The organism is Streptomyces sp. NPDC034037 (genome assembly GCF_055575715.1).
This window is the reverse complement of record NZ_JBVISC010000003.1, coordinates 698,438-717,093: the sequence shown is the minus strand read 5'-3', so window position 1 is coordinate 717,093 and position 18,656 is coordinate 698,438. Positions and strand designations below refer to the sequence as shown.

12 protein-coding genes and 1 pseudogene are annotated in these 18,656 nt (G+C 72.0%); 10 read left to right on the top strand and 3 right to left on the bottom strand.

Annotated elements, in window-relative coordinates; translation table 11 throughout:
• Positions 1-541: 541 nt before the first annotated feature.
• From ACZ516_RS13685 to ACZ516_RS13665, 5 genes are all read left to right on the top strand, one after another.
• On the top strand, positions 542-2,062 hold the full coding sequence (locus ACZ516_RS13685; RefSeq protein ID WP_469010197.1) for a SulP family inorganic anion transporter: 1,521 nt from the start codon (positions 542-544) through the stop codon (positions 2,060-2,062).
• A 174-nt stretch (positions 2,063-2,236) separates the two neighbouring features.
• Complete coding sequence (locus ACZ516_RS13680; RefSeq protein ID WP_358578778.1) at positions 2,237-3,133, top strand: SDR family oxidoreductase; 897 nt, start codon at positions 2,237-2,239, stop codon at positions 3,131-3,133.
• A 115-nt stretch (positions 3,134-3,248) separates the two neighbouring features.
• Complete coding sequence (locus ACZ516_RS13675; protein ID WP_469010195.1) at positions 3,249-4,343, top strand: FUSC family protein; 1,095 nt, start codon at positions 3,249-3,251, stop codon at positions 4,341-4,343.
• Positions 4,344-4,451: 108 nt separating this feature from the next.
• A complete protein-coding gene (locus ACZ516_RS13670; RefSeq protein ID WP_361084852.1) occupies positions 4,452-4,922 on the top strand; it encodes an SRPBCC family protein in 471 nt (156 codons plus the stop codon).
• Positions 4,923-4,973: 51 nt separating this feature from the next.
• A complete protein-coding gene (locus ACZ516_RS13665) occupies positions 4,974-6,605 on the top strand; it encodes a phytoene desaturase family protein (RefSeq protein WP_469010192.1) in 1,632 nt (543 codons plus the stop codon).
• A 32-nt stretch (positions 6,606-6,637) separates the two neighbouring features.
• On the opposite strand, the gene ACZ516_RS13660 is transcribed toward ACZ516_RS13665, so the two are convergent.
• The 3 genes from ACZ516_RS13660 to ACZ516_RS13650 all read right to left on the bottom strand — a co-directional run bounded on the left by ACZ516_RS13660 (position 6,638) and on the right by ACZ516_RS13650 (position 10,534).
• On the bottom strand, positions 6,638-7,507 hold the full coding sequence (locus ACZ516_RS13660; RefSeq protein ID WP_358578785.1) for a VOC family protein: 870 nt from the start codon (positions 7,505-7,507) through the stop codon (positions 6,638-6,640).
• Positions 7,508-7,645: 138 nt separating this feature from the next.
• Complete coding sequence (gene glgX, locus ACZ516_RS13655; protein ID WP_469010190.1) at positions 7,646-9,793, bottom strand: glycogen debranching protein GlgX; 2,148 nt, start codon at positions 9,791-9,793, stop codon at positions 7,646-7,648.
• A gap of 135 nt (positions 9,794-9,928) precedes the next feature.
• Complete coding sequence (locus ACZ516_RS13650; RefSeq protein ID WP_358578789.1) at positions 9,929-10,534, bottom strand: pep a2; 606 nt, start codon at positions 10,532-10,534, stop codon at positions 9,929-9,931.
• Between the two features lie 197 nt (positions 10,535-10,731).
• Between ACZ516_RS13650 and ACZ516_RS13645 the strand changes: the two are divergent.
• From ACZ516_RS13645 to glgB, 5 genes and pseudogenes are all read left to right on the top strand, one after another.
• A pseudogene (locus ACZ516_RS13645) lies at positions 10,732-10,911 on the top strand (DUF5133 domain-containing protein); the annotation flags it as partial.
• 267 nt (positions 10,912-11,178) lie between these two features.
• Complete coding sequence (locus ACZ516_RS13640) at positions 11,179-13,314, top strand: alpha-1,4-glucan--maltose-1-phosphate maltosyltransferase (protein ID WP_469010485.1); 2,136 nt, start codon at positions 11,179-11,181, stop codon at positions 13,312-13,314.
• Positions 13,311-15,038 carry a maltose alpha-D-glucosyltransferase gene (gene treS, locus ACZ516_RS13635; RefSeq protein WP_469010188.1) on the top strand — a complete coding sequence of 576 codons (1,728 nt, stop codon included), beginning with the start codon at positions 13,311-13,313 and terminating at the stop codon, positions 15,036-15,038. Before ACZ516_RS13640 ends, treS begins: the two co-directional genes overlap by 4 nt.
• A 13-nt stretch (positions 15,039-15,051) precedes the next feature.
• On the top strand, positions 15,052-16,392 hold the full coding sequence (locus ACZ516_RS13630) for a maltokinase N-terminal cap-like domain-containing protein (RefSeq protein WP_469010186.1): 1,341 nt from the start codon (positions 15,052-15,054) through the stop codon (positions 16,390-16,392).
• Between the two features lie 39 nt (positions 16,393-16,431).
• Positions 16,432-18,645, top strand: coding sequence for a 1,4-alpha-glucan branching enzyme (gene glgB / locus ACZ516_RS13625; protein WP_469010484.1), 2,214 nt, complete (start codon positions 16,432-16,434; stop codon positions 18,643-18,645).
• Positions 18,646-18,656 lie beyond the last annotated feature (11 nt).

Below are 18,656 nucleotides of genomic sequence, written 5' to 3'. Positions count from 1 at the left end.
CAGCCTGGTCGGGCGGCGTGACCCCCACTTTGCCATCGCATTAACCTTCGATGACAGAGCAAATTCTTGCCAAAGAATGAGTAATAACCGTCGCTGACCTGCGGATTGGTCCAGACATGAACCGTTGGGCAAGGCTTCCGCGTGGCCGTCCGGCCGGCACGGTAGGCTTGACCGGCATTCCGGGGCCGACGGCGCCCCCGCGACGATCCATCACCCGCAGGAGAGAGCGTGCGCAAGTCGATGCCGGCCGGCTCCGCCGCCTGCCCGCCGTGAAGCTCCGCCTCTGAAACGCCCGGGCCCGGCGCCCGCAGCGCGCTCGCGCCCGCACATCCCGCGCACGGTCCCGCAACCGCACGCGCGGGCCGATCCCTGAGCGGCGCGAACCCTCCCCGCCCGGCCCCCTTGCGTGCCACCCACAGACTTCTCCCGCCGTCGGCGGATCCCCTGCGGCAGGCCGCTCGGCCTTCCGCTTCCTTCCCGTTCCTCCCCGCACGCCCCTCGCCATGCCGGGCGTGCCCGAGCACGACAGGTTCCCGCCCCCTTGTCCTCTCCTGTCCCGTCCCCGTCCCTGTCTCCGTCCCCGGCCGCGCGTCTGCGCGGTCTGCGCCCCGACTGGCTCCGCGACCCCCGGGTCTGGCGCACGGAAGTCCTGGCCGGGCTCGTCGTCGCCCTCGCGCTGATCCCCGAGGCGATCTCCTTCTCGATCATCGCCGGGGTCGGTCCCGCGATCGGCCTGTTCGCGTCCTTCACCATGGCCGTCACCATCTCGATCGTCGGCGGGCGACGCGCCATGATCTCCGCCGCGACCGGCGCCGTAGCCCTGGTCATCGCCCCGCTCAACCGCGAACACGGCCTCGGCCACCTCGTCGCCGCCGTCATCCTGGCCGGCGTCTTCCAGATCGTCCTGGGCGCGCTCGGCGTCGCCAGGCTGATGCGGTTCGTGCCCCGCAGCGTGATGGTGGGCTTCGTCAACTCCCTCGCCATCCTGATCTTCATGGCGCAGGTCCCCGAGATGCACGACGTGCCCTGGGCCGTCTACCCGCTGCTCGCCGGCGGCCTCGTCCTCATGGTGTTCCTCCCGAAGGTCACCCGGGCGGTCCCGGCGCCGCTCGTGTCCATCGCCGCCCTCACCGCCGTCACGGTCGCGGCCGGCATCGCCGTGCCGACCGTGGGCGACAAGGGCGAGCTGCCCTCGTCGCTGCCCGTGCCGTCACTGCCCGACGTGCCGTTCACCATGGACACCCTGACGACCATCGCCCCGTACGCACTCGCCATGGCGCTGGTCGGCCTGATGGAGTCCCTGATGACCGCCAAGCTGGTCGACGACATCACGGACACCCACTCCTCCAAGACCCGCGAGTCGATCGGCCAGGGCATCGCCAACATCGTCACCGGCTTCCTCGGCGGCATGGGCGGCTGCGCCATGATCGGCCAGACGATGATCAACGTGAAGGTGTCCGGCGCCCGCACCCGCCTGTCCACCTTCCTCGCGGGCTCGTTCCTGATGGTGCTCTGCATCGTCTTCGGCCCGCTCGTCTCCGACATCCCCATGGCCGCCCTGGTCGCCGTCATGGTCATGGTCTGCTTCGCGACCTTCGACTGGCACTCCATCGCCCCGAGGACGCTCAGGCGCATGCCGGCCGGGGAGATCGCGGTCATGGTCATCACCGTCGCGTGCGTCGTCGGCACCCACAACCTCGCCGTCGGCGTCGTCGTCGGCTCCGTCACCGCCATGGTCATCTTCGCCCGGCGCGTCGCCCATCTCGCCCACGTCACCCCGGTCACCGCCCCGGACGGGGCCAGTGTCGTCTACACCGTCACCGGCGAACTGTTCTTCGCCTCCTCCAACGACCTCGTCGGCCAGTTCCACTACGGCACGGACCCCGACGTGGTCGTCATCGACCTCAGCGCCGCCCACATCTGGGACGCCTCGTCCGTCGCCGCCCTCGACGCGATCGAGACGAAGTACCGCCAACGCGGCAAGAGCGTCGAGATCATCGGCCTGAACCAGCCGAGCGCCCACCTCCACGAGAAGCTCAGCGGCGAACTCACCGGCCACTGAGCTGCGCCCCTGCCTCCCTGACCGCGCGGTTTCACGGCCGCGCGCCCGGGCACCCGGAGGTTCCCCCGGCCAGGTGGCCGCCCTCGGCGGCCCACACGCGGCCCGCCACGCCCAAGTGGTGGGAGCCGCCCCTGGAGCGGAGGGTGTGAAGGGACGAGCAGGAAGGCGCAGCTGATGAACGACACCCCCGGCGCACAGGGCGGACAGGACCCGACCACCCGCCACCCCCGGCCCGACTTCCCCCAGCAGGACCAGGAGCCGCCCGGCTGGACCGGGCCCATGGACCCGCCGCCCGACCACGGCGAGGAGTCGTACCGGGGCAGCGGCCTGCTGAAGGACCGCAAGGTGCTGCTGACCGGCGGCGACTCCGGCATCGGCCGCGCGGTGGCCCTGGCCTACGCACGCGAGGGCGCGGACGTCCTCTTCACCCATCTGCCGTCGGAGGCGGGCGACGCCCGGGAGACGGCGCGCCTGGTGGAGGACGCCGGACGGCAGGCGTTCGCCGTGCCGTGCGACATCCGCGAGGAGGAGCAGTGCCGCAGGCTCGTGGAGCGGGCGGTGACGGAGTTCGGCCGCATCGACATCCTCGTCAACAACGCCGCCTACCAGATGTCCCAGCCCGAAGGCATCGGTGACATCACGACCGAACAGTTCGACCAGGTCGTACGGACGAACCTGTACGGCATGTTCTGGCTCTGCAAGATGGCCGTGCCGCACATCCCCTCGGGCGGCTCGATCATCAACACCACGTCCGTGCAGGCGTACAAGCCGAGCCCGCACCTGCTGGACTACGCCATGACCAAGGGCGCCATCGTCACCTTCACCCAGGGGCTCGCCCAGATGCTGGTCGACGACGGCATCCGCGTCAACGCGGTCGCGCCGGGCCCGGTGTGGACGCCGCTGATCCCCGCGACGCTGCCCGACACCAAGGAGTTCGGCAAGCAGGCGCCCCTGGGGCGGCCCGCGCAGCCCGCCGAGATGGCGCCCGCCTACGTCTTCCTCGCCTCCGACCACGCGAGCTTCATCACCGCCGAGGTCATGAACGCCACCGGCGGCACGCCGCTGCCGTGACCGGCACAGCGCGGCCGACGGCGCCCGCAGCCAACGACGTAAGGAGGCCACCGCCATTCGGTGGAATGCACTGACCTGGGAGATCGCGGCCCTGCGGCAGTCCGTCCGCAGGGCCGTGACGACCCCGGGACCGGAACGCGACACGACCGTGCAGTCGCTGAAGGCGGCCGGCGCCGGAGTGCTCGCCTGGGCGCTGGCCGGCTGGTGGTGGAGCGCGCCGATGGCGCTCCTCGCGCCCTGGACGGCCCTCTTCCTCGTGCAGAGCACCGTCTACCGCTCCCTGCGGTCGGCGATGCAGCAGTTCGCGGTCGTCGTGGTGGGCACCCTGCTGGCGGCCGGAGCGGCGGTCCTGACCGGCAACAACTCTCTCGCCGCCATGGCCATCGTCCTGCCCGTCACCGTCCTGCTGAGCACCTACGCCCGCTTCGGCACCCAGGGGATGTACGCGCCGACCGCGGCGCTGTTCGTCCTCGCCTACGGGACGTACTCGGCCTTCGACATCCTGCACCGCCTCTTCGAGACACTGCTCGGCGCCCTCATCGGCATCGCCGTGAACGCGCTGATCCTGCCCCCGGTCCACGGCCGCGACGTGCGGCACCTGCGCGACCGGCTGCCCAAGGAGAGCGCCGAGCTGCTGCACGCCGTCGCGGACGGCATCGAGGAGGACCCCTTCGACCCGAAGAAGGCCGAGGGGTCGTACGACCGGGCGCAGCGGCTGACCGACCTCGTGACGGACCTGCGCACCGCCCGCCGCTGGACCGACGAGAGCTACCGCTTCAACCCCGGCCGCAAGCTGCGCCGCTCCGTGCCCACCCCGCCCTCGCCGGACTGGGACTTCACCTGGGACCGCATCACGGAGCACATCAGGACGACGGTGCGCACCCTCGCCGAGACGGGCGAGGACCGGCCCTCCCTCGCCGACCTGCCGAAGGAGGCGCCGGGCATCCTGGCCGAGCTGCTGCGGGCGGCCGGTGACCTCTGCGCCCTCGACGAGAGCGGCGCCGCACCCACCGGGCCGCGAGACGCCTCCGAGACGGCCCGCGAACGCCACAGCGCCCTGCGCAGGGCGAAGGAGGCGCACGAGCGACTGACCGGCCTGCTCAAGGACCCCGACACCGGGACGACCCCGGCCCTCGGCGGCCTGGCCGCCGACACGCAACGGCTGCTGAGCGAGCTGACGCCCGTCGCGGGCAGCCCACAGGAGCGGTAGCCCTCGTGTGGCGTGGCCCACGAGATTGCTGTGGGCTGGTGAACAAGGAATGTCCGGGTACCCGCCCCGCGCCGGCCTGGACCGGCCGGCACAGACGAGGAGGCTGACGTGGCCGTACGCCACCAGTTGGTCAAGAGCCCGCCCGCCAAGGTGTGGGAGGTGCTGGAGGACCCGCACCGGTACGCCGACTGGGTGGTCGGCACGCATGACTCGCGGCCGCTCGACACGGAGTGGCCCGCGGTCGGCTCGCGCCTGGAGTACACCGTCCAGGTCGGTCCCTGGAAACTCGCCGGCCACACCGTGGTGCGCCACCTGGCCAAACCGGACCGGCTGGAGCTGGAGGCGTACAGCGGCGCGCTCGGCACGGCCCGCATCGCCATCGAGGTGCGCTCCTGGGGCGCCCACACGCTGGTGATCGTCGACGAGCACCCGCTCCAGGGCCCGGGCGGCGCGCTGCACAACGCCGCGATCGACGCCCTCGTCCAGTTGCGGCACCGCAGCATGCTGAGCCGCCTGGCGGAGGTCGTCGAAGAGGGCTCTCGCCCGCACGGCGCCCGGCCGCGGACCGCCGAGGCCTGAGCCGCCTGCCCGGCGGGGCACCCGGAGACAGCGACAATAAGGGGAGTGGACATGCCGGACGCAGTGGTCATCGGCGCGGGACCCAACGGGCTCGTGGCGGCGAACGTCCTGGCCGACGCGGGCTGGAGCGTCGTCGTCCTGGAGGCCCAGGACGAGCCCGGAGGCGCCGTGCGCAGCGACCGCGGCGTGCACCCGGACTACATCAGCGACACGTTCAGCGCCTTCTATCCGCTGGCGGCCGCCTCGCCGGTGCTGGCCGCGCTGGACCTGGAACGCGACGGCCTGCGCTGGTCGCACGCCGAGCACGTGCTCGCCCATCCGCTGGCGGACGGGCGCTGCGCGGTGCTGGACCGCGACCGCGCCCTGACCCGTGACTCGTTGGAGACGTTCGCCCCGGGCGACGGCCAGGGCTGGGAGCGCCTGTACGACCTGTGGGAACGCCTGCGGGAACCGCTGGTGGACGCCCTGTTCACGCCCTTCCCGCCGGTGCGCTCCGCACTCAGCCTCGCCGCGCGGGTCAGGGCGGGCGGTGGCCTGCGGGCGGCCCGCTCCCTGGTCCTGCCGGTGCGGCGCCTGGGCGAGGAGGAGTTCGAGGGCGAGGGCGGCCGGCTGCTCCTGGCGGGCAACGCCCTGCACGCCGACCTCGCGCCCGAGGCGGCCGGCAGCGGCGGCTTCGGCTGGATCATGTCGATGCTGGGCCAGAGCTACGGCTTCCCCGTGCCGGTGGGCGGCGCGGGCGCGCTGACGGCCGCCCTCGTACGGCGCCTGGAGGGCCGCGGAGGCAGCGTGCGCTGCGGGGAACGCGTGAGCGAGGTGGTGGTGCGCGGCGGCCGTGCGGTCGGGGTGCGCACCGCGTCGGGGGAGGGGGTCGTGGCACGCAAGGCGGTCCTTGCCGACGTGGCGGCCCCCCACCTGTACGGAGGTCTGGTCGACGCCGCGCATCTGCCGCAGCGCGTGATGGACGACGTGCGCCGCTTCCAGTGGGACTTCGCCACGTTCAAGGTGGACTGGGCCCTGGCCCGGCCCATTCCCTGGGAGGCGCAGGCCGCACGCGGGGCGGGGACGGTGCATGTGGCCGACGGCGTGGACGAGCTGACGCGGTTCGCCGCCCAGATCGCGCGGAGTCTCGTACCGGACAGGCCGTTCGCCCTGGTCGGCCAGATGACCACGGCCGACCCCACGCGCTCGCCGGCCGGCACCGAGTCGGCCTGGGCCTACACCCACGTACCACAGCGGATCAAGGGCGACGCCGGGGACGACGCGCTGACGGGCCGGTGGGACGAGCGGGAGAGCGAGGCGATGGCGGACCGCGTGGAGGCGCAGATCGAGCGGCTCGCGCCCGGCTTCCGCGAGCAGATCATCGCCCGGCGCGTGCTGGCACCGCCCACGCTGGAGGCGCTGAACGCCAACCTGCACGGCGGGGCCATCAACTCCGGCACGACCAGTCTGCACCAGCAGCTCGTGTTCCGGCCGGTGCCTGGGGCGGGCCGCCCCGAGACACCGGTGCCGGGCCTGTATCTCGCCTCCGCCTCCGCGCATCCCGGCGGTGGGGTGCACGGCGCGCCGGGCGCCAACGCCGCCCGGGCCGCCCTGCGGGCGCGCTTCGGCGCGGGCGTCTTCTTCACCGCGCAGCGCGCACTCGGCCGCCGGAGCAGGACCGGACGCAAGACGGGCCGGGCCTGAGCCCTGCCGTCACCTTCCCGGCGGCGTCCGGTTCAGGCCGACGGCGGGCCGGGCTCCTTGCCGACGACCCGGAACTGCGCGCCGTCGGGGTCCCGCAGCGTCGCCGAGGGCGGCCGCGCGGACAGGTCCTGGGTGACCACGTGCCCGCCGGCCTCCGCCGTGGCGCGGACGCACGCCTCCACGTCGTCGACGGTGAAGTGGACCTGCCAGTGCGGGCGCACCGCCGGATCCGCGTCCGCCTCGACCGCGCCCGAACTGAGCCGGGCGGCGGGGCGGCCCGCGCTGTAGACCACCACCTCTTCCTGCTGGTAGCGCACCTCGCAGCACTCGGGGCGCCCGCACGCCCAGTCCAGGACCTCGCCGTAGAAGATGGCGGCGTCGAAGGCGTCACGGGTGCTCAGCCGCAGCCAGGCGGGCGCCGAGTGCAGCTCGCTGCGCCAACTGGTGAGGATCTCGCCCTCCCAGATCCCGAAGACGGCACCGTCGCGGTCGGAGAGCAGGGCCGCGCGCCCGTTGGGAAAGGGGATCGGCCCCACCGCCGTCGTGCCCCCGCGCTCCCGGACGCGGCTCACCGTCTCGTCCGCGCTCAGGACCGCGAAGTAGGGCGTCCAGGCCACCGCGATCTGGAAGGAGGAGGCGATGGCGCCGACGCCGGCGACGGGGGCGCCGTGGGCCGTGGCGACGGAGAACTGCTCGCCGAGCTTGGCCGGGCGGAACTGCCAGCCCATCACCGCGCCGTAGAAACTCTGTGCGGTGGTGAGGTCGCGTGCCGTCAGGCTGACCCAGCAGGGAGCGCCGACCGCTGACTCACTCAGCGCCGAACCGGTCCTGGCGCCCCGGGCGGCCACGCCCGAGGTCGTCGTGCCGTACGGGCCCGGAGGCATCGTGTTGTCGTGGTGCATGTGCAACCCGTCCTGGAAATCGAGGCGCCCTGAAAATCCAGTCTGGCACCTGTGCTTTCGGGTTCGGCGGGAGGCTCGGCGCCCTGCCGCCCTTCAGTGTGGGCAAGAGGGTGCGCGGCGCGCCACTCGGCGTGCGCCTCACCCGGCGGAACCCGCCGCCCCGGGGGCGCGGCCCCTGGCCGGGGACGGCCGGGAGAGCAGGAGCAGGCTGTGCGCGACCAGCGTGACCTCGCCGCCCGCCTTGTGCTCGGCCTCGTCCGACCGGCCCAGCGGGTCGGTGGTGTCGATCCGCGTCGCCCAGCGTTCCCCGTACGCGGGGCCGGGCAGACGGAAGACGACCGGCTCGCGGTGGCTGTTCAGCAGGAGCAGGAAGGAGTCGTCCACCACGGGCCTGCCGCGGGAGTCCGGCTCGGCGATCGCGTCCCCGTTGAGGAAGGCGCAGACCGCGTGGGCGTCGGCGCGCCGCCAGTCGTCCTCCGTCATCTCGCGGGCGTCGGGCCGCAGCCACACGAGGTCCGCCAGCGGCTGCCCCTCGTGCGTCGCGGTCTCGCCGCGGAAGAACCTGCGCCGGCGAAGCACGGGGTGCGCGGCGCGCAGCGCGATGGCCCGCCGGGTGAAGTCGATCAGCTCGCGCTGGTCGTCGCCGAGGTCCCAGTCGATCCAGGAGATCTCGTTGTCCTGGCAGTAGGCGTTGTTGTTGCCTCCCTGGGTGCGGCCCAGCTCGTCGCCGTGGGCGAGCATCGGGATGCCCTGCGACAGCATGAGCGTGGCGAGGAAGTTGCGCTGCTGGCGCGCGCGGAGCTCCAGGATCGCCTCGTCGGCCGTGGGGCCCTCGGCCCCGCAGTTCCAGGAGCGGTTCGTGCTCTCGCCGTCGCGGTTGTCCTCGCCGTTGGCCTCGTTGTGCTTGTCGTTGTACGAGACCAGGTCGCGCAGCGTGAAACCGTCGTGCGCGGTGACGAAGTTGACGCTGGCCCGGGGCCGGCGCCGCTCGCGCTGGTAGATGTCGGAGGAACCGGTCAGCCGGGAGGCGAACTCGGCGAGGGAGTTCTCCTCTCCGCGCCAGAAATCCCGCACCGAGTCGCGGTACTTGCCGTTCCACTCCGACCACAGCGGGGGGAAGTTGCCGACCTGGTAGCCGCCCTCGCCGACGTCCCACGGCTCGGCGATGAGCTTGACGCGGCCGACCACGGGGTCCTGCTGTACGAGGTCGAAGAACGCCGACAGCCGGTCCACGTCGTAGAACTGGCGCGCCAGCGTGGCCGCCAGGTCGAAGCGGAAGCCGTCGACGTGCATCTCGGTGACCCAGTACCGCAGCGAGTCCATGATCAGTTGCAGGACGTTGGGGTGGCGCATCAGCAGACTGTTGCCGGTGCCCGTGGTGTCGAAGTAGTGCGCCGGATCGTCCTGCGCCAGCCGGTAGTACGAGGCGTTGTCGATGCCCCGGAAGGCGAGCGTGGGGCCGTTCTCGTTGCCCTCCGCCGTGTGGTTGTAGACCACGTCCAGGATCACTTCGAGGCCCGCCGCGTGCAGCTTCTTGACCATCGACTTGAACTCGCCGACCTGCCCGCCCCTCGAACCGCGCGCCGCGTAGGCGTTGTGCGGGGCGAAGAAACCGATGGAGGTGTACCCCCAGTAGTTGGACAGGCCGCGGTCCAGCAGAAAGCCGTCCTGCACGTACTGGTGCACCGGCATCAGCTCGACGGCCGTCACCCCCAGCGAGAGGAGGTGGTCGATGACCGCCTCCGTCGCGAGGCCCGCGTAGGTGCCCCGCAGCTCCGCCGGGACCCCCGGGTGGGTGCGGGTCAGGCCGCGCACATGTGTCTCGTAGATCACGGTCTCGGCGTAGGGCCGCCGCAGCGGCCGGTCGCCCTCCCATGGGAAGGACGGGTCGGTCACCACCGAGAGCAGGGTGTGGGCGGCGCTGTCGGCGGGGTCGGGCCCCTGCGCCGCCCGCTCGTACAGCGAGGGGTGGTTGTCCACCTGCCCCTCCATCGCCTTGGCGTAGGGGTCCAGGAGCAGCTTCGCCGGATTGCACCGGTGGCCCGTGGCGGGTTCCCAGGGGCCGTGCACCCGGTAGCCGTAGCGCCGGCCGGGGCCGACGCCGGGCAGGTAGCAGTGCCAGACGGAACCGTCGACCTCGGTCAGGGGGACGTCGTGGTGCGTGCCGTCCTCGTTGATGAGGACGAGGTCGACGCGGTCGGCGATCTCGCTGAACAGGGCGAAGTTCGTTCCTTCGCCGTCATAGGTGGCGCCCAGGGGAAAGGGTCGCCCGGTCCAGGTGCGCACGCTGCTGCCTCCATACGGATGAGCGCGGTCTCGGTCTGTCCTCGGCGGCCCGGGAGTGTCGGGGGGACCGACGGGCCGCGGCGTCCCGGCGTGGTCGCCGCGGCTCGTGGCGCGCTGCCGTGCGCGTACGCGGGCTCACACGGTGGAGGCCGCCCGCCGCTCGGGAGAGGACGTGGTGGATCGCTCCCCCATCCTCGGCCATGTTCCGTCGGAGCGCTGGTCGTGGGCGGCCGGTGCGGCGCCGACGACCACCGGTTCCTCCTCGGGCGGCGCGGCGCTCGCGGCCAGGGGCACCCCGCGCGGCAGCGGGCGCGCCACCCGCAGCCCGGGTGCGGGCGGTGTCGGGGCCAGCGGGGCCCGTTCGGGGGAGCGTGCGCGGTGTGAGAACCAGATGATCTTGCCGTTGGTCGCCGGGTAGTTGCCCCAGCCGTCGCTGAGCGCGGCGATCTGCGCCAGGCAGCCCTGCGGCCCGTAGTGCGGGTCGGGCAGGTCGGGTTCGCTGTCCGACACGGCGGTGATGAGGTGCTGTCCGTTCCACCACATCTCCACCACGGCGTTCTTGTCCGTCGCGTGTTCCTCGACCGCCCGGAGCAGCACCCCGGCGCAGTGGCACACGCGTTCGGCGAGAATCCCCAGGCCCCAGTGCCGGAGATGCGCGGCCAGGATGCGCCTGACCTGATCGATCCTCTCCGGGCTGATGTCCACCTCTAGGTGGTAGTAACAGGGGATTGCTTTCTTCATCGCGCTTGGCTCCTCTCAGCGAAGCCCCGGTCTTCCCGGCCCTGTGGGGCCGAGCCCCGAGCACGAAGCGTGAGCACTGATCGCTTCTGAGTAGTCTCAGGGTGAGAGTGCTGCTCCATTCGCGCAACACGAGCAGGTCAGCCCGGTGGTTGAAGATCCAACAGGACGCTGCGTGGTCGCGCGTGCACCATGGGGTGATGCTGCTGCCCACGAAAGCTGAGGTCGCGCGGCATCTGGACCAATACCGGGCGTGGGAGCGCTTGTTGCTCGCGGACCCGGCGGACCGCGCCGTGCGGATGCACTTCGAGAACACCGCGTACACGCTGTGCGTACTGATGGGTGAGTGCACGGCACGGATCGCCGCCGACGCGGCCGAGAGCTACCTGGGCCTGCGGCCGACGCGCGCACGGCGGCCGGCGCCCGGCGTCAAGGCGCCGGCGCTGACGGGCGCTCGACTGCGCCCCGTGCGCCGGAACATGGCAGAGGAGAGAGCGATGACCGAGGCTCCGAAGGCGGGCCAGGCCCCAGCGGCGAGCGCTTCGGCGCGCCCGGCTTCGGCGCGCCCCTGGTCCTCACGGCCTTCCGCCGCGCCGACGTCCCCCGCCCCCGCGCCGGCTTCTCCTGCGCCGGCGTCCCCTTCCCGGGTGTCCACCGCGCCGGCGCATTCCGCAGGGCCGTCTGCCGCGCCGGCTTCCCCCTCCCGGGTGTCCACCGCGCCGGCGTCCTCCGCAGGGGCGTCTCCCGCGTCGGCGTCCCCCTCCCGGACCTCTCCCGCGCCGGCTGCTTCGGCGCGGCGGGGGCCGGAGTTTCCCACCGTGCCCATCGTGGACGTCGCCCCCGCGTTGGACCGCGGCCGGCGCCCCGTCAAGGCGGTCCCCGGCGAGACCTTCCAGGTCACGGCCACGCTCTTCGGCGAGGGACACGAGGCGGTCGGCGCCAATGTCGTCCTGCTCGGCCCGGACGGCCGCACCGGCCCCTGGACCCCCATGCGGGAGCTGGCGCCCGGCACCGACCGATGGGGCGCGGAGGTGACACCGGACGCCGAGGGGCGCTGGACGTACGCCGTGGAGGCGTGGACGGATCCGGTGACCGGGTGGCGCCGCGCCGCCGAGATCAAGATCCCCGCCGGCATCGACACCGGGGTGACACTGGAAGAAGGCGCGCTGCTGTACGAGCGCGCGGCGGACGGCGCACCGGACGGCACGGCACGCCGGACGCTGCGGGCCGCCGCCCAGGCGCTCCGCGACGAACTGCGTCCGCCCGAGGCCCGTCTCGCGGCGGCGCTCACCCCGGAGGCGGACGCGGTCCTCGCCCGCCATCCGCTGCGGGAACGGGTCACCCGTTCGGCCGACTTGCCCCTGGTCGTGGAGCGGCGGCGGGCGTTGTTCGGTTCCTGGTACGAGTTCTTCCCGCGTTCGGAGGGTGCCGTCGTGCGGGAGGGCGCGCCGCCGGTGTCGGGGACGTTCCGCACAGCGGCCGAGCGGCTGCCGGCGATCGCGGACATGGGTTTCGACGTGGTGTACCTGCCGCCGATCCACCCGATCGGCAGCACCTTCCGCAAGGGCCCGAACAACTCGCTGTCCTCCGGCCCGCAGGACGTGGGTGTGCCCTGGGCGATCGGTTCGCCCGAGGGCGGCCATGACGCGGTCCACCCCGACCTGGGGACCCTGGAGGACTTCGACGCGTTCGTGCGGCGCGCGGGCGAGCTGGGTCTGGAGGTCGCGCTGGACTTCGCGTTGCAGTGCTCGCCGGACCACCCGTGGGTGGACAAGCATCCGGAGTGGTTCCGGCAGCGGGCGGACGGTTCCATCGCGTACGCGGAGAACCCGCCGAAGAAGTACCAGGACATCTATCCGCTCGCCTTCGACCGGGATCTGCCGGGGCTGGTGGCGGAGACGGAGCGGCTGCTGCGGTTCTGGATGGGGCACGGGGTGCGGATCTTCCGCGTCGACAACCCCCACACCAAGCCGGTGGTGTTCTGGGAGGAGGTCATCGCCCGGATCAACGGCACCGACCCCGACGTCATCTTCCTCGCCGAGGCCTTCACCCGCCCGGCGGTCATGCGGGCGCTGGCCAGCGCCGGCTTCCAGCAGTCGTACACGTACTTCACCTGGCGCAACACCAAACGGGAGATCGTCGACTGCCTGACCGACCTCTCCGTGGAGACGGCCGCCTATCTGCGCCCGAACCTCTTCGTGAACACCCCGGACATCCTGCACGCCTACCTCCAGGAGGGCGGGCGGCCGGCCTTCGAGGTGCGGGCCGTGCTCGCCGCCACCCTCTCGCCGACCTGGGGCCTCTACAGCGGCTTCGAGCTGTGCGAGAACACCGCGGCGGCGCCGGGCAGCGAGGAGTACCTGGACTCGGAGAAGTACCAACTCCGGCCGCGCGACTGGGCGGCGGCCGAGCGGGAGGGCCGCACCATCGCCCCCCTCATCACCACGCTCAACGGAATCCGGCGACGCCACCGGGCCCTGCACCTGCTCAGGAACCTCCACTTCCACCGGTCCGACAACGACGCGCTCATCGTCTACAGCAAGCGCGACGGCGAGGACCTGGTCGTGGTGGTCGCCAACCTCGACCCCCACCACACCCAGGAGGGCACCGTCTTCCTGGACCTGGGGCGGCTGGGCCTGGATCGGCACGCGTCCGTGCCGGTGCGCGACGAACTGAGCGGCGAGACCTACCGGTGGGGCGGCGCCAACTACGTGCGTCTCGGCCCCGGCGGCGCCCACGTCCTGGTGCGGCCGCAGACGGGGGAGAACGGAGGGTCATCGTGATCGTCAATGAGCCCGTCCAGGACACCTTCGAGGACACGCCCGCCGAGGAGCGTCATCCCGACTGGTTCAAGAGGGCGGTGTTCTACGAGGTCCTCGTCCGCTCCTTCCAGGACAGCGACGGCGACGGCATCGGCGACCTGAAAGGCATCACCGCCAAGCTCGACTACCTGCAATGGCTGGGCGTCGACTGCCTGTGGCTGCCCCCCTTCTTCAAATCGCCCCTGCGCGACGGGGGTTACGACGTCTCGGACTACACGGCGGTGCTGCCCGAGTTCGGGGACCTGGCCGACTTCGTGGAGTTCGTCGACTCCGCGCACCAGCGCGGCATGCGCGTCATCATCGACTTCGTCATGAACCACACCAGCGACCAGCACCCGTGGTTCCAGGCCTCACGCACCGACCCCCAGGGCCCCTACGGCGACTACTACGTCTGGGCCGACGACGACAAGGCCTACAGCGACGCCCGCATCATCTTCGTGGACACCGAGGCCTCCAACTGGACCTTCGACCCGGTCCGCAAGCAGTACTACTGGCACCGCTTCTTCTCCCACCAGCCCGACCTCAACTACGACAACCCCGCCGTCCAGGAAGAGATCATCTCCGCCCTGCGGTTCTGGCTGGACCTGGGCATCGACGGATTCCGCCTGGACGCCGTGCCCTACCTCTACCAGGAGGAAGGCACCAACTGCGAGAACCTGCGCGCCACCCACCACTTCCTCAAACGCGTGCGCACCGAGATCGACGCCCACTACCCCGACACCGTCCTGCTCGCCGAGGCCAACCAGTGGCCCGAGGACGTCGTGGACTACTTCGGCGACTACACCAAGGGCGGCGACGAATGCCACATGGCATTCCACTTCCCCGTCATGCCCCGCATCTTCATGGCCGTACGCCGCGAATCGCGCTACCCCGTCTCCGAGATCCTCGCCAAGACCCCCGCCATCCCCTCCGGCTGCCAGTGGGGCATCTTCCTGCGCAACCACGACGAGCTGACCCTGGAAATGGTCACCGACGAAGAGCGCGACTACATGTACGCGGAGTACGCCAAGGACCCGCGCATGCGCGCCAACATCGGCATCCGCCGCCGCCTGGCCCCCCTGCTGGACAACGACCGCAACCAGATCGAACTCTTCACCGCCCTGCTGCTGTCCCTGCCCGGCTCCCCGATCCTCTACTACGGCGACGAGATCGGCATGGGCGACAACATCTGGCTCGGCGACCGCGACGCCGTGCGCACCCCCATGCAGTGGACCCCCGACCGCAACGCCGGCTTCTCCTCCTGCGACCCCGGCCGCCTCTACCTCCCCACGATCATGGACCCCGTCTACGGCTACCAGGTCACCAACGTCGAGGCGTCCATGTCCTCCCCCTCCTCCCTCCTGCACTGGACCCGCAGGATGATCGAGATCCGCAAACAGAACCCCGCCTTCGGCCTGGGCACCTACACCGAACTCCCCTCCTCCAACCCCGCCGTCCTCGCCTTCCTGCGCGAACACGGGGACGACCTGGCCCTGTGCGTGCACAACTTCTCCCGCTTCGCCCAACCGACGGAGCTGAACCTGCGCGCCTATGACGGACGTCATCCGGTGGAGCTGATCGGCGGGGTCCGCTTCCCGGCCATCGGCGAGCTGCCGTACCTGCTCACGCTGGCGGGCCACGGCTTCTACTGGTTCCGGCTGATCGAACAGCCACGACGTCCGGCCGCACCCGCGGTGCACTTTTGAAGGGACGTGTCGCATGCTGAAGACCGCATCGCAGTCGCCCGGCAGCCTCAGCCCTCCCCAGCTGCTGACCTCGTTGGCCGGGATGCTCCGCGCGTGGCTGCCCGAGCAGCGCTGGTTCGCGGGCAAGGGACGCCCCGTCACGGACCTGGCCGTGCTGTCCACGACCGAACTGCACCCGGGTTGCCTGCACCTGCTGATCCGCACCGGCCCCGCCGGCTCGCCCGAGGACTGCTACCAACTCCTGCTCGGCGTGCGCGAGCACGTGCCTCCCCGGCTCCGGCACGCCGTCGTCGGCCGCTCCGACACGGGCCCCCTCGAAGGCCTCACCGTGTACGACGCCCTCCTCGACCCCTGGTCGGCGGGGCTTCTCCTGGAGCGCCTGCGCGTCCCCGGCGAGCTGGGCCCGCTGCGGTTCGAACGGGACGCGCGGACCGTGGTGCCGACGGGGCTCCCGCCCCGGCTCTTGGGCGGGGAGCAGTCCAATACGTCGCTGGTCTACGGAGATTCCTTCATCCTGAAGCTGTTCCGCCGCGTGCAGTACGGCGTCAACCCCGACCTGGAGGTGCCCTGGGCGCTGGCCCGCGGCGGCTGCGCGCGGGTGCCCGCGCCCGTGGCCTGGTTCTGGACCACCGAGCCGCGCAAGGCGACACTCGGCGTGCTCCAGCCGTTCCTCCCCGAGGCGACGGACGGTTGGACGCTGGCGCTGCGCTCCCTCGCCGCCGGCGAGGACTTCGCCGCCGAGGCCCATGAACTGGGGCGCGCCACCGCCGAGGTGCACCTGGCGCTGGCCGAGGCCTTCGGCTCCGAGCCCCCGGACCCCTACGGCGGCAGCCCGCTGGCCGCCGCCATGATCGGGCGCCTGGAGTCCGCGGCCCGGCAGATGCCGGCGCTCGACCCCTACGTACCCCGTCTGAAGACGGCGTACGGTGCCGTCGCCGGATGCGGCCCCGGCCGCGAGGCGCAGCGCGTCCACGGGGACCTGCACCTCGGCCAGGTGCTCAGGGCCGAACAGCGCTGGTTCATCATCGACTTCGAGGGCGAACCGGCCAGGCCGCTCGACGAGCGCCGCCGGCCCCAGGCCCCCATCCGGGACGTCGCCGGCATGCTCCGCTCCTTCGACTACGCGGCCCACACCCGGCGCCCCCGCGGCCCCGAGTGGCTGCGACGGTGCCGCGAGGCGTACTGCGCCGGATACGCCGCGGGCTCCACCTGGGACCCGCGCGCGGAGGCCGAGCTGCTGCGCGCCTACGAGACGGACCGCGCGGTGTACGAAGCGCTGTACGAGGCCAGGCACCGCCCTGACTGGCTACCTGTTCCCATGGCGGCGATCGCCCGCCTCGCAGAGGAGAGCTGACCCGTGGAAACGACCGCCACCACCGCACCCCAGGCCCCCGTGCGCGCCAAGGACCCCGGCCGCCTGCCCGACGCCCCGCTCGACGCGTCGGACCGCGAGCGCCTCCTGTCCGGCACCCATCACGACCCGCACGCGCTGCTCGGCGCGCACCCCGTGCCCGACGGCGTCGCCTTCCGGGTGCTGCGCCCGTACGCCGAGGCGGTGACGGTCGTCACCGAGGAGGGGACCCATCGGCTGAACGACACGGGCGACGGCCTGTTCTGCGGGGTCCTGCCGCTCACCGCGATCCCCCCGTACACCCTGCGCGTGACCTACGACGGGCAGGACGTCGCGTACGAGGACCCCTACCGTTTCCTGCCCGCCCTCGGCGAACTGGACCTGCACCTCATCGGTGAGGGCAGGCACGAGGAGCTGTGGCAGGCGCTCGGCGCGCACCCCATGACCCACCAGGGCGTGAGCGGCACCCGCTTCACCGTGTGGGCGCCCAACGCGCGGGGCGTGCGGGTCTGCGGGGACTTCTGCCATTGGGACGGGTCGGCCCACCCGATGCGCTCGCTCGGCTCCACCGGCGTGTGGGAGCTGTTCGTCCCCGGACTGGACGAAGGCACCCTCTACAAATTCGACGTCGCCCGCCCCGACGGCAGCCACACCCTGCGCGCGGACCCGATGGCCCGGCGCGCCGAGGTGCCCCCCGCCACGGCCTCCGTCGTCACGCGGTCCTCGTACGTGTGGGGGGACGACGAGTGGATGGCCCACCGCGCGGACCGCCCCGTCGACCGGGCGCCCTTCTCCGTCTACGAGATCCATTTGGCCTCCTGGCGCCCGGGGTTGACCTACCGTCAGCTCGCCGAGCAGCTCACGGCGTACGTCACGGAGGCGGGCTTCACGCACGTGGAGTTCATGCCGGTGGCGGAGCACCCCTTCAGCGGGTCGTGGGGCTACCAGGTCACCGGTTTCTACGCCCCGACGTCCCGCATGGGGACCCCGGACGACTTCCGCCACCTGGTCGACACACTGCACCGGGCGGGCATCGGCGTACTCCTGGACTGGGTGCCCGCGCACTTCCCCAAGGACGACTGGGCGCTCGCGGCGTTCGACGGGGAGCACCTGTACGAACCGCAGGACTGGCGGCGCGCCGAGCACCCCGACTGGGGCACCCTGGAGTTCGACTACGGCCGCAAGGAGGTGCGCAACTTCCTGGTGGCGAACGCCACGTACTGGTGCGAGGAGTTCCACATCGACGGGCTGCGCGTCGACGCCGTCGCCTCGATGCTCTACCTCGACTACTCCCGCGAGGAAGGGCAGTGGGCGGCCAACGAATCGGGGGGCAGGGAGAACCTGGACGCGGTCGCCTTCCTCCAGGAGATGAACGCCACCGTCTACCGCCGCAACCCCGGCGTCGTCACCATCGCCGAAGAATCCACGGCGTGGAACGGGGTGACGCGGCCCACCCACCACACCGGACCGGACGGCTTCGGCGGCCTCGGCTTCGGGCTGAAGTGGAACATGGGCTGGTCGCACGACTCGCTGGAGTACATCAGCCGCGACCCGGTCCACCGCGAATACCACCACAATGAGATGACGTTCTCGATGGTGTACGCCTACAGCGAGAACTACGTCCTGCCGCTCTCGCACGACGAAGTGGTGCACGGCAAGCAGTCGTTGGTCTCCAAGATGCCCGGCGACTGGTGGCAGCGCCGCGCCAACCACCGCGCCTACCTGGGCTTCATGTGGGCCCACCCCGGCAAGCAACTCCTGTTCATGGGACAGGAGTTCGCCCAGGGCGCCGAATGGTCGCAGGAGAGCGGCCTGGACTGGGGCCTGCTTGACCCGTCCTACCCGGCGCGCCCCGACCACGAGGGCGTACGGCTCCTTGTGCGGGACCTCAACCACCAGTACCGGGCGGCTCCCGCCCTGTGGGAGCAGGACACCGAACCGGCCGGGTTCTCCTGGATCGTGACGGACGCGGCCCAGGACAACGTCCTGGCGTTCCTGCGGTACGCCGCGGACGGCACCCCGCTCCTGGCGGTCTGCAACTTCTCGCCGGTGCTCCGCGAGGACTATGTGCTCGGCGTCCCGGAGGAGCCGCACGCGTGGGTGGAGACCCTCAACACCGACGCGGCCCGCTACGGCGGCGGGGAGGTGCGCAACCCGCACCCGCTGAAGCCCGAGCCCGAGCCCGCCCACGGCAGGCCGGCCCGCCTGCGCGTCACGCTCCCGCCGCTGGCCACGGTCTGGCTGCGCCCGGAGTGACGGCAGGCGGC